Annotated in this window: 4 protein-coding genes; 2 read left to right on the plus strand and 2 right to left on the minus strand. The window is 71.8% G+C overall.

All coding sequences use genetic code 11. The features are described 5' to 3' along the window. The first annotated feature begins 62 nt into the window (after positions 1-62). Positions 63-10,295 carry a calcium-binding protein gene (locus tag ASD10_RS15520; protein ID WP_157432682.1) on the plus strand — a complete coding sequence of 3,411 codons (10,233 nt, stop codon included), beginning with the start codon at positions 63-65 and terminating at the stop codon, positions 10,293-10,295. Between the two features lie 353 nt (positions 10,296-10,648). After that, the gene (locus ASD10_RS15525; protein WP_056610991.1) at positions 10,649-11,767 is read left to right on the plus strand and encodes a hypothetical protein; all 1,119 of its coding nucleotides are present in this window, start codon (positions 10,649-10,651) and stop codon (positions 11,765-11,767) included. Between the two features lie 18 nt (positions 11,768-11,785). Here ASD10_RS15525 and ASD10_RS15530 read toward each other — a convergent pair whose 3' ends face one another. Both ASD10_RS15530 and ASD10_RS15535 read right to left on the minus strand, forming a co-directional pair. Beyond that, on the minus strand, positions 11,786-13,255 hold the full coding sequence (locus tag ASD10_RS15530; protein ID WP_082556336.1) for an MFS transporter: 1,470 nt from the start codon (positions 13,253-13,255) through the stop codon (positions 11,786-11,788). Next, on the minus strand, positions 13,252-13,896 hold the full coding sequence (locus tag ASD10_RS15535; protein WP_056610994.1) for a TetR/AcrR family transcriptional regulator: 645 nt from the start codon (positions 13,894-13,896) through the stop codon (positions 13,252-13,254). The genes ASD10_RS15530 and ASD10_RS15535 overlap by 4 nt, the downstream gene beginning before the upstream one ends. Between the last annotated feature and the right edge of the window lie 13 nt (positions 13,897-13,909).

Here is a 13,909-nt window from a genome sequence, read left to right on the forward strand (position 1 = left end):
CCACCGTGATGTCGCTGCGGCCGCATTTCCTCACCCCCCGCCGCACGGCAGCGGTGGCCTCCGTGGCCGCCCTGTCGCTGGTGGTCCCGCTGTTCGGCACGTCGCCGGCCGCAGCCGCCGTCACGACCCAGCCCAAGGACGTCGCCGAGGTGCGGGTGGGTCTGATCCACCTGGGTCAGGCGATCGCGGCGGTGGGCCAGCAGCCGGCCCTGTCCGACGACCTGCCGCTGACCGACACGTCCGTGCGCGATCTGCTGTCGCTCGACACGGCGGTCGGCACGGCGGTCGACGACGCGCTCGCGACCGACGGCGACGCGACCCTCGACACGCTCGACCAGGCCTTCAAGGACTCGGCGGTCAAGGTCACGAAGGTGGCCGACGCGGACCGGTTGAAGGGTGCTCCGGCGGCGAGTCGCGAGTGGGACCTGACGATCGACCTGCAGGGTGCGCGCAAGGCGGCGCTGACCTACAAGGACGACGCGATCCAGTTCGGTACCGCGCGGCTCGGTGGAGACCTGGCGGCGTCGCTGAAGGCGACGATCCGGTTCCGGTACGACCCGGACGCGATCTCGCTGCGACGGTTCGCGGTCGTCGGCGACCCCACCCTGACGACCCACGTCTGGTCGCGCGAGGACGGCAGCTCGTCGACGACGGGCCAGAAGGTCACGATCCCCGGCTTCTCGGTGATCGACGGCTTCGTCCAGATGGACGCCGAGGGCGACGCCACGATCGACGCCACGACCGAGCTCGCGATGCGCGACCCCAACGGCCGTGGCCAGATCACGACCGAGGACTTCGAGTTCAGCAGCGCCACCGACCTCTTCACGACCACCGAGCGGCCCGGCGAGAACGCCGTCAGGACGACGATCGACCTGAGCACGTCGATGAGCGACCAGGCGACGGGCTCGATCTCGGTCGGCACGCGCGCCTCGGACGCCACGACCTACGCGGCGCCGAAGATCGAGCGCAGCGACGTCCTGAAGGACCTCGCGTCCCTGACGCGCCTGCAGGCCTTGACCGGCTTCACGCAGTACACGGGCGCCCTGCAGGCGGTGGAGAGCTCGGTCGACCAGTCGTTCCCTCTGCTCGACCGCTCGCTGACCGACCTGTACTCGCCGACCAGCGACCTGCTGGGGCTGCTGACCGAGCAGGCCACCGCCACGATCGTCTGCGGCGCCGCGGACACCTCTCCTCCGTCGGGTGCTCCCCGTCCCGGTGAGGTGCGGTACTGCCAGGCCACGAGCGCGGGCCTCGACGTCGACAAGAGCGACCCGGGGATCACGTGGTCGTCGCCCGACAAGGGCGTCTCCATCGACCCGAAGAACCTCGCCGGTTCCGTCGGCACGACCCCGACCCGCAACGTCGAGGTCAAGGGCGGCGACGGGTTCCCGACGCTGCGGGTCGAGTTCCGCGGCGACGACGGCAAGAAGCACGTCGCCCGGTCCGCGGTGCCGTCGATCCAGGCCCTCGGCCAGGCCATCGGTGGACTCGGCCTCGGCGGAGGCGTCTCGTACGACGCGACGAAGAAGGCCCTGACGGTCGAGGTCGAGCAGTCGCTCGACGCGCAGAGCGAGGGCACCAGGGTGCCCACCGGCGGCAGCGGCAACCTCGCGCCGCTCACCGGCCTGTCGGGCCTGTGCCAGGCCGCCAAGGACAGCACGCCGCGCCGGTGCCTGCCCAGCGGTGACCGTCCGACCCCGGACGGCGGCACGACCGTCGTCACGCCCGAGGAGGGCGCGGCGACCGTGACGCTCGGCAAGCGACGGTTCGCGGCCGACTTCGGCATCGGCCTCGGCAGCTCCGCCGCCCCCGTCGCCGGCCAGCCGGCCCCGGCGGGACCGGCCTTCTACCTGGTGCCCGGCGACGGCGGCCTGGTCTACCAGGTCGAGGACGCATCGGCCTCGATGCCCAAGGACGGCCAGGCCGCCATGGTCGCCCGCATCGGCTTCCTCCAGACCGACGTCGACGTGACCGCGTACTCGACGAAGAGCAACGGTGACGCGGCGAAGGTCACGATCCCCACCACCACGGTCGCGCTCCCGAGCAAGGACGAGGTCGACGGCGCCGCCACGGTCGGCGGCCTCCTGGAGCCCACCGAGAAGACCGCGCCCAGCGCGAAGCGCGGCCTGTCGGCGTCGGCCGAGCTCGCGGTGCAGGACTCCGAGCAGGCCGGCGGCTCCCGGCCGATCGGCAAGCAGGGCACCGTGACCGCCACCTGGGCCGATCTGCGGCCGAGCGCCCTGCCGACCGTGAAGACCGGCGGCGCGTACGACGCCCTGCGCCTGCTCGACATCGTCCCCGCGCGCCAGGGCGTGATGGGAGAGGGATCGGGCGACGGCACGATCAAGGACCCCGGCGCCGACTTCGTGACGCAGTTCGGCCTCGAGAAGGTCGCCGCCGCCGACCGCGTCGTCAACCGACCGCTGTACGACCTGGGTGGCGAGCAGAGCAGCACGATCTGCACGCAGTACCTCGTCGTGAGCGCCACCGAGCTGACGTGCCGCCAGGGTCCGCTCGCCGGCAAGGGCGTCGCCGCGAAGGGCCACCCCTACGTCATCGACGGCGACCAGGACGCCCTGCGCGACATCGTCCTCGACGACCTCGCAGGCCTGCACAGCACCCTGAGCACCCCGGTGGGCGGCCAGAAGTCCAACAAGGCGTTCCCGCTCGTCGACGTGCTGCCCACCGAGCTCAGCGCCGCCCGTGACGGTCTGGGCGTCGCGATCAGCCAGGTCCAGGACGTCGCCAACGCCGAGGCACCCTCGGTGTCGCTGCCGGCGACCACGTCGACCGTGTCGCGCGCCGCGACGATGCAGGAGTTCTTCACGGCCTTCGACACCGCGCTGAAGTCGGTGCCGGGCAAGGTCCAGAACGCGGACAGCAGCAAGCCCCAGCTCAAGTTCACGCTCGACGTCGCCCAGCAGCGACTCCAGCTCGAGACCACCGTGACCACCGCGGGCACGGAGAAGCTGCCGCTGTCCTTCGGCGTCGGAGACAGCGACGTCAAGATCTACAACAACGCCGAGGTCGCGAGCCCGACCGTCGGCGTCGGGTCGATGGCGACCTTCGCCTTCGGCGTCGACCTGGCGACGGCGACGTCGGTGGTCCGCGGCGACACCGGGACGGTCGAGCAGATCACCGGTGTCGACAACCTCGACGGCACCCGTCAGCTGCTGGCCGGCGCGCCTGTCGACTTCGGCTCGTCCCGGCTCACGACCGGCGCCAAGGCCGACGTGCAGGTGGGCATCGGTGTCAAGTCCGTCACGAGCCCCGCCGGCTCGGCCGACTCGTGGACGCCGATCGCCGACTTCGCCAAGAACCTCGAGCAGACGCGCTCCGTCGCCGGCCAGGCGCAGGGCTGCGGCAGCACGCCGAAGTCCGCCCAGATCGCGGCGTGCATCAAGCTGCCGTTCGACAGCGCCTCGAACGTGCCCGCGCTCGACGTCGCGCTCACGGCCGACGAGGGCGCCGTGAGCACCGGCGGGTCGATGAAGGCCAAGCCGATCGCGTACCGCTTCTTGGCCGAGGGCCTCGGCGCGATGAACAAGACGCTCCGCGACGCGCTCGACGGTGACCAGATCGCGAACGCCGAGGACAAGCCCGTGAGCCTGCCGCTGGTGGGCACCGACCTCGACGCGGGGGTCGAGGTCGCCGACGACGTCACGAAGTACGTCTCGCTCGTGCGGACGAGCCTGGAGCCCGTCGAGACGTCGGTCGCCGAGACCGACAAGGTCAGCACGCTCGAGACCGAGCTCGGCAAGGCCCTCACGACCCTTCGCGACGGCCTGGCCGGCAAGAAGCTGGCCGGGACCACCGGCACCCCCGTCATCCGCTGCACCGGCGACGTCGCCTGCGCCGCCGACAAGACCGTCGCCGACGTCGAGCGCATCTCGGTGCCCATCACGCTGACCGGCGAGACCCCGGCGAAGACGTCCGTCCCCGTGCCGTTCCAGCTCGGTCCGATCGGCTCGACGATCGTGTCGCAGCTGACGGTGCCCGCGACGGCCGCCTACTCGCTGAAGGTCACGCTCGGCGTCGCCCGCGGCAAGGGCTCGTTCGTGACGCTCGCGCACAACAGCGACGCCGACCCGCTGCTGAAGGTCGACGTCAAGGCCGACCTCGGCGAGTACGCCGCCGACAGGTGCTCGGACTGGACCCGCTCGGCGGCATGGACCGCGAGCGAGAACCCCAGCGCCGCCCTCAGGAACGGCTCCGTGCCCCTGAAGAGCGCCACCACCAAGCCTCGCTGCATGGACGCCTTCGTCGGCAAGTTCCCGGCGGTGCTCGTCGACCGGTCGACGAGCAGCACGCCCGCCACGTTCGTCGCCGCGACGACGAAGGTCAACCTGGGGGCTGCCACCGACGGCTCCGACACGTCGTACGTCCCGGCGCTCGCCAAGCGGGAGCGCGAGTTCGTCCGCACGGTCTCGGGTGACGGCAAGGTCTCGGCCTACTTCGAGTCGTTCGCCGGCAAGGTCGGCTTCGTCGACGTCGTCGGCGGCATCGACCTGGACTGGTCGGGCGGCGGCACCGGCGGCGGCTACGGCGACGGCGTCAGCTACGGCAAGCTCAAGCTCGACGTCGGCACCCTGAACGACGCGGTGCTGCCGGGCTTCAAGAAGGCCCTCGCCTGGACCGCCCCGCTCAACCCGGCCGTCGAGCAGCTGTCGAAGCCGATCCCGGTCGTCAGCGACCTGTCGGAGCTCGTCGGCAAGGGCCCGACGTCGATGCTGACGCTGCTGGCGAAGAAGGACACGCCGATCACCCTGATCATCAACCTGCTGCAGCTGCAGAACGTCGCGGCCGGCGTCCCCGCGGGCAAGGTCGACCTGCGCACGATCGGCGCCAACGACATCGGCGGCTTCAAGGTCAAGCCCTACGAGGTGGGCGTCGGCGGCGGCTCGTGCAGCGACAAGGACACCGCGAAGGCGAAGACGGGCGCGACGACCGACGGCGACCAGGACGGCAAGGCCGCCACGAGCGGCGGCAGCAAGCGGTGCGAGACGGGCAAGCTCGACAAGTCCAAGCAGTACCTCAAGGGCGAGAAGCCCAAGGAGGACGCGAAGGGCAAGGAGATCAAGAAGGACGACGTCGAGCCGGACAAGAAGAAGCCCGGTTACATCAGCCTGCCCAGCGTGTCGCTGCCCGTCCTGCAGGACACCAGCCAGATCTTCAACCTGCTGCAGGACACCGGCGACGCCACGATGCTGTACGTCGACCTCGGTCACGCCGGCATCAAGGGCGGCGTCACCAAGAACTTCGGTCCCTTCGCGGTCGGACCGATCCCCGTCACGGCCACGATCGGCGGTGAGGTCAAGTTCGACGGCCGCTTCGCCTTCGGCTTCGACACCAGGGGTCTGTCGCGCCGGATCGAGCGGCTCAGCACCGGCGACGTCGCCGGGTTCCGCAAGATCGTCGAGGCCAAGGAGAAGCCCTCGCTGTTCAGCGACGGCTTCTACATCGACGACCTCGAGGACGGCGAGGACGTCCCCGAGATCCAGCTGACGTTCACGGTCACGGCGGGCGCCGCGATCAGCATCGGCATCGTGTCGGCCGGCATCCAGGGCGGCGTCACGCTCGACCTCTCGCTCGACGCGTTCGACCCCAACGGGGACGGCAAGATCTACAGCGACGAGTTCGCAGGGGCGTCGAACGGGCCGTCGTGCGCGTTCAACGTCTCGTCGGGCATCTCGTTCGTGCTGCAGTTCTACTTCCAGATCGAGCTGCTCTTCTACACGATCGAGGAGTCCTTCGACATCGTGCGGAGCCCGCGCTTCAAGCTCTTCGAGTTCAACTGCAAGGTCGACGAGCCGGTGCTGGCCACGCCGGCAGCCTCCGCGACGGTCACCGACAGCAGCGGCACGGAGCGCACGGGCAGCACGCTGTACCTGAACATGGGTGCGAGGACCGACGAGCGCAAGGGCTACGGCGAGGACAAGACCGAGAAGTTCTCGGTGCGCCAGGTGGGGCAGCCGAAGGACGGCGAGGTCCAGCTGCAGGTCACGGCCTTCAACCTGGTCCAGAACTACACCGTGCCCACGGGCACGATCATCGCGGCCGACGGATCCGACGGATCCGACACCATCACGATGTACCCGATGCCTGCCGTCACCACGGTCGACGGCCAGCCCCAGATCCTCGGCCCCGGAGACGACGGGTACGTCGCACCGACGTTCTCGCTGGGCTCCGTCATCAGGGGTGGCAGCGAGGACGACACGATCGAGACGAGCAACGGCAACGACGACGTGAGCGGCGGCGACGGCAAGGACGCGATCCGCACCGGCCTCGGCGACGACGTCGTGCGCGGTGGCGAGAACGACGACACGATCGACGGCGGCCAGGGGACCGACCGCGTGTTCGGCGACGGCGGCAAGGACCGCGTCAACGGCGGCGCCGGCGCCGACGAGGTGCGCGGCGGCGAGGGTGACGACACGCTCGACGGCGGCATCGGTGCCGACCCGGCCGGCCAGTTCGAGATCGCGAAGGCCGATCTGATCCGTCCGACGCTGGACTCCGGCGACCTGGTCGTCGGCGGCAACGGTGCCGACCGGGTGACCGGCGGCAACGGCTCGGACGTCGTGGTCGGCGGTTCCTACTCCGACGACGCGGCGAAGCTGGAAGCCACCACCTCGGTGGACGTCACGGGCACCGACGCGACCGGCGACCTGGTCGCCGTGAAGGTCGACCAGATCCCGACCATCGCGCCCCTCGACGACGACACGATCGCCGCTCAGTGCAAGAAGGACGGCGAGTCCGGCGAGGTCGGGCCCGACCAGGTGACCGGCGGCGGCGAGGACGACGTCGTGATCGGCGGCGGCGGGAGCGACACGCTCTCGGGCGGCGGCGGCAAGGACCGCGTCTGCGGCCGCGGCGGGGACGACCTGCTCGAGGGCGACGGCACCGACGTCCCCACGAAGCAGCAGGGCGACGACGTCGTGCGCGGTGGGTCGGGACGCGACCGGATCTACGGCTTCGGCGGCAAGGACGACCTGGGCGGCGACGCGGGCGACGACCTCGTGCGCGGCGGCACCGGCGACGACACGATCGCCGGCGGCGCGGGCGCCGACCTGCTGCTCGGCGAGAAGGGGCTCGACGTCGTCGACGGCGACGAGGCCAAGGGCACCTCCGCCGTCGCGGCGGTCGACGCCGACAAGACATCGACGGGACGCGACGTCGTGTGCGCCGTCTCGACCAGCGTGGTCGGCGGCAGGATCGACCTCGACGGTGACCTGGCCGGCAACGACGACGGCACGCTCGAGGGCCTGACGGTCAAGGGAGGCGTCGTCAAGGCGCCCGACGACGAGAGCAAGAACTTCACGGGCTTCGCCGGTGACGTCGTCTTCTCCGACGGTTTGGTCGACCTCGACGGCGACGGCAGGATCACGGCGCGCAAGAAGGGCGTGCTCGGCGACACCGGATCCATCCCGCTGGCAGGGATCACCGGCGCCACGGGCAACGGCGACTGCATCCTGGGCGGCGACGAGGTCGACACCCGCCTGTCGGGTGGCGAGGGAGCCGACTACATCGACGCCGGAGCGGGCGACGACGTGAACGTCTTCGGCGGCAACGGCAACGACCTCGTGCGCGGTGGCGAGGGCGACGACACCGTGCACGGCGACGCGGGCGACGACCTCGTGGCCGGCGACGTCGGCGACGACATTCTGTACGGCAACGCCGATGCGGACGTCGTGCGCGGCGGCGCGGGCGAGGACCTCCTGGCCGGCGGCAGCTCCACCAAGGACGCGCCCGACGGCGCCGACGAGGTGCTGGGTGACGGCGAGGACGACGTGGTGGTCGGCGGCAACGCCGCGCTGACCCGCGCGGCGATGGCCAAGACGGCGATCCCGGGCCTCGGCGTGACGCTGCTCGACACCCCCGCCACGGCCGGCAAGGACGACCAGGTCTTCGGTGGCGTGGGCGACGACTGGGTGTTCGGCCAGACCGGTGACGACGCGACGCACGGCGGCCCGGGCGACGACGTCGTCGAGGGCGGCCCCGGCGCCGACCTCGTGCAGGGCGACGACGGCTACGACCTCCTGGTCGGCGGCTCGTCGACGACCGGCGCGGTCACGACCGACCGCACCGCCGAAGGCGTCCCGGACGCAGGCGACACCGTCGTCGGCGACGAGGGCGTCGACGACGAGGACCGTTCCGACGTGATGGTCGGCGACAACGCGCGTCTGCAGGTCACGGACGACGTCCGTGAGCGCTGGCAGAGCATCCGCAGCGGCGTGGCGATCACGCTGTTCGACGTCCCGACCCCGACGTCGACCCCGACCGCGGGGTCCAGCGGCGACGACACGATGCGAGCCGGCGGCGACGCCGACCTCGTGCTCGGTCAGAGCGGCGACGACACGATCGACGCCGGCGACGGCGACGACGCGGTCGAAGGCGGGGCGGGCACCGACACGGTCGACGGCGGCAACGGCGCCGATCGCATCGTGGGTGGCTCGTGGACCGACAAGACGCTCGACGCGAAGGACACGCTGTCCGGAGGCGCGGGCGACGACACGGTGCTCGGCGACAACGGCCGGCCGGCCGACGGCCTCTCGCTGTTCGTGCAGCTGTTCGACGCCCCGGCGCCGGGCGACTCGCCGGCGGGCGGGACGTCAGGTGGCGACACGATCGCGGGCGGCGCGGGCCGGGACCGGCTGTTCGGCCAGAGCGGCACCGACACGGTGTCGGGCGGCGACGACGTCGACGTCATCGAGGGCGGTGCCGATCTCGACACCCTCTTCGGTGACGCGGGCGACGACGTCCTCACGGGCGGCACGTCGTCCAGCGACGGCCGCATCACGCCGGACCGCGACGGCAGCGGCCAGCTCGACGCGCGCGACGTCGTGTCGGGCGGTTCGGGCGACGACGTCGTCGCGGGCGACAACGCCCGCATCGACCTGACGTCCATCACGCGCATCGACGGCACGCCGATGCGCTCGGTGCAGCTGTTCGACCTGGGCACGGCGTCCAAGGCGGCGCGCAGCGGCACGAGCGGCAACGACTCGTTGGACGGCGACGCGGGACGTGACCTGGTGTTCGGCCAGGGCGGCGCCGACGCGCTGACCGGTGGCGACGACACCGACTACCTCGAGGGTGGCGACGGCGCCGACTCGTTGGCGGGTGGCGCCGGCGAGGACGACCTGGTCGGTGGTGGCTCCAGCCGTACCGGCTCGATCATCTCGGTCTCCGGCTCCTCCGTCGTCGACCGCCTGCTGAGCCCGCCTGCGGGCACGACCGACAGCTCGGCGGCGACGCTGCTCGACGGCAACGACTCGCTCGTCGGCGGCGACGCCCGCGACGTCCTGCTGGGCGACAACGGACGGATCACCCGTGGTGGGCCGCTCGCGATCCTCGGCGGCGGGGCCTCGGGCCCGCACGCCGTGCGCACCGTCGCGATGGCCGATCGCCAGCCGGGCGTCTGGGCCGGCAGTGACTCGCTGGTCGGCGGGCAGGGTGACGACGACCTGTACGGACAGTTCGACAGCACCCGCACGAAGCGTCCGGGACAGTCGTTCGGCGGGATCGGCGTCCCCGGCGACGTCCTCGCGGGCGGCGACGGCGACGATGCCCTGGTCGGTGACCAAGGCGTCGACGTGCCGACCCCCGCCGCGCGGTTCGGCTCGATCAACCGGGTCCTGAAGGACAAGAAGTCGTTCGTGCGCGAGCTGGTCAGGCCGCGTGGCGGCCTCGTCCGGGTCGTCACCACGACCCAGTCCACGCTGGGCGGCGACGACCTGCTGCTCGGCGACGGCGGCGCGGACTCGATCCACGCCGGTGCGGGCCGGGACGTCGTCAACGCGGGAGCCGCCGACGACACCGTCTTCGGTGGCAACGGCGCCGACGCCCTCTGGGGCGGCGTGGGCCACGACCGTGTCTTCGGCGGGGAGGGCAACGACCTGCTCGACGTCAAGCGTCGCGGCGGCCACTCGGCCCTGTGGCGGGCGGCGGCGCCCCTGCAGGACACTGACGGCCGCCGTCGCACCACGAACGGCAAGGACCTGCTGTACGGCGGGTCCGGCGCCGACGGCCTGCAGGCCGACGAGGGCGACTCGGGACGCAGCCGGACCGGTCAGGGCGACCGCCTGATCGACTGGAACGGCAAGGCCAACGCGTTCAAGGTGTGCCGCACGGGCCGCGGCTCGGGCAAGGTCCTGGACGAGTCCAGCTCGTCGATGGTCAGGACGCTGCGCGAGCTCGTCCGGTCGTCCGGCTCCGTGGGCTCGTCCGAGCTGGCCGTGCCGACGCGCGAGCGGATCTCGAAGTACCCGGGTCGCGCCGGCTTCGTCTGCGAGCGCTGAGCCCTGACGCCGGCGCACCTCCCCACCGGGGCGGTGCGCCGGCGTCCACCTGCGTCGTCGTGGTGGACGCTGACGCACCCACTCGACCACGGCAGGCTCGAGCTCGATGTCGGCACGCTGCGCGACGCCGTCCTGCCCCGCTTCGAGAAGGCCCTGACGTGGCTGGCCCCGCTCAACCCGGTCGTCACCGAGCTCGGCAAGCTCTCCGGCAGCAACGACGAGACGACGATGCTGTCGTTGCTGCAGGGCGGCAAGACCCCCATCGACGTGACAGGGACGCCCCCACCGTCGACGACGGTGGGGCCTTCACGGTCTCGCAGACAACCGGTCTCGCCTGCGACTATCGTGTCCGCATGGTCAAGTCCGTCGTCATCGCCTGCCTCACCCTGTTCCTCGTCGGAGCGGGGCTGTCCGCGCCCGCCTCCGCGGCGTCCCGCCCGGCCGTCACGTCGCTCAAGGTGTCGACGGTCGAGCAGGGCAAGAAGGCCGTGCTGACGGGCAAGGTCGTCCGCGCGCGCAAGGGCACCAAGGTCACGCTGCAGGTCCGCAGGTCCGCCAAGTACAACTGGGTCAAGGCCCGCACGGCCACGGTGCGCAGCAGTGGCCGGTTCACGGCCCGGCTGACGACGCGGTCGGCGGGGAAGCTGACCTACCGCGTGTGCATCGGCACGGGCAAGGCCAAGCGCTGCAGCTCGTCGGTGCGGCACACCGTCATCAAGCCCGACGGCGACGTCAGGGTCGCGTCGTGGTCGGGCGTGACGGCCCCCGCCGAGAGCCCGGTGACGGCGCGCTTCGGCGTCGACGAGGCCCCCCTCACCGTGTCGGGCACCTCCGACCCGCGGTGGCGCTCGGCGCTGATGAACGACGGCCTCGGCGTCGAGCAGCTGAAGGACGGCGCGTGGTCGCGGCTGTACGGCGCGGTCGCCGTCGACGCGTCCGGCGCCTGGACGTTCACCGGCGCGATGCAGGCCGTCGGGCAGCGTCAGGCCCCGCTGCGCGTGGTCACCGGCCCGGGCACCACGGGGTCGATCCTGCGCAGCACGGTGGTCCGCCAGTTCACGACGACGTCGTACAAGGACATCCGGGTCCAGGACCTCGCGCTGACCAGCGGTGCGCTCGCCTACCGCACCTTCACCACGCTCGACGGCGTGCTGGTCAAGACCTCGTCCACGACGTCGCCCGTGGGTGACTCGTCGGCGTCGTTCAGCCTCGGCGGCTCGTGCATCCGGCTGTTCCACCGGGTCGGCCTGGCACCCGAGGGGGCGCAGACCGACCAGATGCAGGCGGAGATCGCCGTGGACGGTGCGACGGTCGTCTCCGAGTCGGTCGGGCCCACGCCGTCCGGCCCCTACGGCGGTCCGGCCGCCGAGCGCGACATCAGCGGGGCCGGCTCGCTGACCCTGTCGGACCGCACGACGGGGTCGACGGGTTCGGACGTCTGGTTCGACGCCTTCGTCCGCTGCACCTCGTAGCGGGCCCGTCGACCGACCTCAGTCGGCCATCGCCGGGGTGGCCGCCCCAGTGGGCGGCGCGACCTTGTTGACGCGGATCAGCGTCAGCGACGCGACCAGGGCCAGCGCCGTCACGACGATCGCGGCCTGGAACGCGTGCTGCTGGCCCGCCACGAAGACGTCCGCCTGCCCCGCGGCGGTGCTGGCGCGACCTCCCAGCTCGGCGGCGCGGTCGCTCGTCGCGTGCGCGAACACCGTGCCGAAGACGGCCAGGCCGATCGCACCGCCGACCTGCTGACCGGTGTTGAGCAGTGCCGAGGCGAGTCCCGTCTCGTGCGGTGCGACGCCGTTGACGGCCGTCATGGTCAGCGGCACGAAGCTGCAGCCCATGCCGACGCCGAGCAGCAGGATCGAGCCGAGGAACGGCCAGTAGCTGCTGCTCGCGTCGAGCTGCGAGAACGACAGCATCGCCGCGATCGCCAGGATCGGACCGACCGTCAGGAACGGACGGATGCCGAGACGAGGGATCAGGCGGCGCACGACGACGATCGACATGAACATGATCGTGGCCGGCATCGGCAGGAATCCGACGCCCGTGTGCAGGGGGCTCCAGCCGTGGACGTTCTGCAGGTACTGCGCGAGGAAGTAGAACGTCGTGAACAGGGCCGCGGCGAGGAACAGCATGATCAGGTAGGCGCCGGTGCGGTTGCGGTCGGCGAAGATGCGGAACGGCATGAGCGGGTGCTTGCTGCGGTGCTCGATCAGCACGAACGCCACCAGCAGCGCCACGGCGACGGCGAGCGTCACGATCGTGGTGGTCGAGCCCCAGCCGTCGTCGGCGGCCTTGGTGAGCCCGTAGACGAGCGTCGACATGCCGGCCGTGACGGAGATGGCGCCGGGCAGGTCGAGCCGGCTGTCGGAGCCCTGCGACTCGTTGAGGACGCGCGGGGCGAGGAACAGCACGACCGCGCCGATGGGGGCGTTGATGAACAGGGCCCAGCGCCAGCTCGCGTAGTCGGTCAGCACGCCGCCGAGGAGCAGGCCGAGGGCGCCGCCCGATGCGGCCATCGCCGCGAACAGGCCGAACGCCTTGGCCCGGGCGGCGGGCTCGGTGAACGTCGTCGCGAGCAGGGCCAGCGCGGTGGGCGCCGCGATGGCGCCACCGGCGCCCTGAGCCGCGCGGGCGATGATCAGCATCGCCTCGCTGGTCGCGAACCCGCCCACGAGCGAGGCGACCGCGAAGACCGCGATGCCGATCATGAACATCCGCCGGCGTCCGAAGAGGTCTCCGGTACGCCCACCGAACAGCAGCAGCCCGCCGAAGGCCAGCGAGTAGGCCGTGACGACCCAGGTGAGGTTGTTGGCCGAGAAGTCGAGGTCGGTGCGGATGCTGGGCAGCGCGACGTTCACGACGGTGGCGTCGAGCACGACCATGAGCTGCGCGACGCAGATCACGGCCAGGGCGAGCCCGCCGTTGCGGGTCGCGTGGGAGGGGGGTGCGTCGTTCATCGGGTGTCTCCGTGGGGGGTGGGGGAGGAAGGGGGGCGTGGGGGGAGGCCGAGCACGGGCAGCAGGACGCCGCCGACGACCTTCTCGGCGTAGGCGCGTCCGGCGGGCTGTCCGGTCATCAGCACCCGCTGGAGCATGAGGGACGGGACGAGGCTCGCGGCCATGTCGACGTCGACCTCCGCCGCGAGCTCGCCGCGGTGCCGCGCGCGCTGCAGGACCGCGGTGATCACGGCGATGCGCGGCTCGGTGAAGCGCGAGCGGAATGCCGCCAGCAGGTCGGGCTCGCGGGGGAGGGCCGAGCAGATGCTCGCCATGACCTGCAGGAGCCGCTCGCTCGGCGGGCTGCACGACGCGGCGACCAGGAGGTCGACGTCGCCGTCGAGGGTTCCGGAGTCGATCGAGTCGACGGAGGGCTTGACCGTCGCCATGGCGTCGATGACGAGCTCGGCCTTGCTGCTCCACCGCCGGTACAGCGTCGCCTTGCCGACGCCGGCCAGGGCCGCGACGCCCTCCATCGACAGCCGGTCGTACCCGTCACGCACGAGGAGGTCGAGCGCGGCCTCGATGATCGCCGCGTCGCGGGACGGGTCGCGGGGACGACCCTTGGGCGACTCGTCGGTCGAGATGGTTGCATCAGGCACCCAGTGACCGTAG

Origin of the sequence: Aeromicrobium sp. Root472D3, assembly GCF_001426485.1 — a bacterium.
Classification (GTDB): domain Bacteria; phylum Actinomycetota; class Actinomycetes; order Propionibacteriales; family Nocardioidaceae; genus Aeromicrobium.

Excerpts from the sequence above, each read along its gene's own strand:
- ASD10_RS15530 (WP_082556336.1), bottom strand. The coding sequence starts at position 13,255 with ATGAACGACGCACCCCCCTCCCACGCGACCCGCAACGGCGGGCTCGCC.
- ASD10_RS15525 (WP_056610991.1), top strand. The coding sequence starts at position 10,649 with ATGGTCAAGTCCGTCGTCATCGCCTGCCTCACCCTGTTCCTCGTCGGA.